We start from the raw sequence: 2235 nt of genomic DNA on the forward strand, positions 1-2235 counted from the left end.
CGATGCCCCCGCCGCTCTCGACGACCCGGTGACAGGGCACCACCACCGGCAGCGGATTGGCGCCCATCGCCGTGCCCACGGCCTGGGCGGCGCCCGGCTGGCCCACCCGCCCGGCCAGATCGCCGTACCCGACGACCGTGCCGTACGGCACTCCGGATGCCAGCTCGCGCAGGACCTCGCGAGGGAAGCCGGAGATCAGCGACCAGTCCAGCGGCAGGTCGAAGGCGCGGCGCTCACCCGCGAAATACGCCTGGACCTGACGTATCGCCTCGGCCAGCAGCGGGGAGCCGGGCGCCTCGGCGGGCTCGGTGCCGAGCCGTGACGCCAGCCGCTCGACCGCCCGGTCCCGCACCGCGTCCGTGGCGTGGAACACGACGTTCACCAGGCCCTCGCGGGTCGCCGCCAGCAGCAGCGGGCCGATGCCGCTGTCGACGACGGCCCACACGACCCGCTGCTCAACCTGCCCGTGGCTGTCCATGCGCCCACCGTACGACCCACCACTGACAACGCCGCCCCGGCCGGACGCACCGCCCACCGGCAACCTGTCTGCCTCACCCGCCCACGGCCTCCCGCACCACATCCGGCTTGTTCGTGATGATCCCGTCGACCCCGTACCCGGCCACCCGCCGGGCCCTCGCCGCGTCGTCGACCGTCCAGGTGAGGACCTGCAAGGGCCTGCCGTGCGGTCCGGTGAACGCCTGGACGGAGGAGACGTACGCCGTGGAGAGCGAGCCGTACGACGGGTTGATCTGGTCGGCGAAGCCGGCGTAGAGCGGCAGGGCCGACACGGGCGGCGTGCCCAGCAGGCCGGTCTTCACGGCGGGCTTCAGCTCGTGCACCGTCCGCACGCTGTCCGCGCTGAAACTCTGCACGATCAGCCGTCCCGTCACGTGCGACCGGTCCAGCCAGCCCTCGTTGCCGAGGACCTTGAGCGTCTGCCGCTCGATGCCCGGATACAGCTCAGGGTTCTTGATCTCCAGAAGCAGCTTCTGGTGATGCCGCTCGACGCGGTGCACGAACTGCTCCAGCGTCGGCACGCGCGCGTCCGCGAACGCGGGGCCGAACCAGCTGCCCGCGTCGAGACGGGCGATCTCGGCGGCGGTGAAGTCCTTCACCTTCCAGGGATCCCGGTCGGGGTAGACCTCCTCGACGTCGGTGGTACGCCGCAGGTTGTCGTCGTGGACGACGACGAGCTCACCGTCCCTGGTCCGCTGCACGTCGTTCTCCACCCAGGTGGTGCCCAGCTCGGCCGCCTTGTCGACGGCGGCCAGCGTGTTCTCGGGCGCGTACGCGGAGGCTCCCCGGTGCGCGATGACCAGCGGTCCGCCGCCGCGGCCGGCGGCCTGCGCGGGGGAGACGGGGAACAGCAGGGCGGCGGTCCCCAGGAGCGCGGTGGTCGAGGCGGCAACAGCGCGCGCGTGCATACGTACTCCTCGCGTCGAGCGATCACGGCATCACAGACAGCTCAACTGTGACAGCAGAGAGTCAACGAGAGAGGGGTACAGGATGGCCACAGGTTGAACGGAGAGGACCCAACTCCGCACACCGGTAGCGCACAACTGGGGCAAGGACGTGTTTCTTTGCCGGAAAGTCGTTCGACCATTCCGGTGGGGGTCATACTCTCTGCGTCAACCCTGACCGCTGCCGCGGTCCTGGGAGGGGGCGCTGATCGGGAATTCCGGGACGCAAAGGGCGGAAGGGCAGCCGCGCATGCAGGGCACGGTCGACGGATTCAGCTACGGTCTGGTCACACCCCTGGTGGCCTACCTCATGGCCTGCCTCGGAGGCGCCCTGGGCCTGCGCTGCACCACCAGATCCATGCTCGTCGCCCAGTCCTGGCGCCCCGGCTGGCTCGCCCTCGGCTCGGCCGCCATCGGCTCCGGCATATGGACCATGCACTTCATCGCGATGATGGGATTCACGGTCCGGGGCGCCACGATCCACTACGACAAGCCGATGACCTTCGCGAGCCTGGCCGTCGCGATCGTGATGGTCGGCATCGGGATCTTCATCGTCGGCTACAAGGGGGCCCGCGGAACGGCCCTTTTCACCGGCGGCACCATCACCGGCNNAGCTGGAGTACGACACCCTCAGCGTCGGCATCTCCGTCGCGATCGCCATGGCCGCCGCCACCGCCGCCCTGTGGGCGGCCGGCCAGGTCAGGGGCCTGATGTGGAGCGTGGGCGCCAGTCTCGTCATGGGACTCGCCGTCAGCGGCATGCACTACACCGGCAT

2 protein-coding genes and 1 pseudogene are annotated in these 2235 nt (G+C 70.3%); 1 reads left to right on the top strand and 2 read right to left on the bottom strand.

The features are described 5' to 3' along the window. A partial coding sequence (locus tag CCL05_RS42660) for a methylated-DNA--[protein]-cysteine S-methyltransferase (protein WP_086565855.1) occupies positions 1–478 on the bottom strand: 478 nt, incomplete at its 3' end. A 73-nt stretch (positions 479–551) separates the two neighbouring features. Then, complete coding sequence (locus CCL05_RS42665; protein ID WP_086565856.1) at positions 552–1424, bottom strand: glycerophosphodiester phosphodiesterase; 873 nt, start codon at positions 1422–1424, stop codon at positions 552–554. A gap of 286 nt (positions 1425–1710) precedes the next feature. On the opposite strand from CCL05_RS42665, the pseudogene CCL05_RS42670 reads away from it, so the two are divergent. Next, positions 1711–2235: pseudogene (locus CCL05_RS42670) on the top strand (MHYT domain-containing protein); the annotation flags it as partial.

Source organism: Streptomyces africanus, from assembly GCF_002150735.1.
In the GTDB taxonomy this organism is placed as follows: Bacteria; Actinomycetota; Actinomycetes; order Streptomycetales; family Streptomycetaceae; genus Streptomyces; species Streptomyces africanus.

Bases quoted from the DNA above. Each gene is read 5' to 3' on its own strand.
- CCL05_RS42665 (WP_086565856.1), bottom strand. From the start codon at position 1,424: ATGCACGCGCGCGCTGTTGCCGCCTCGACCACCGCGCTCCTGGGGACC.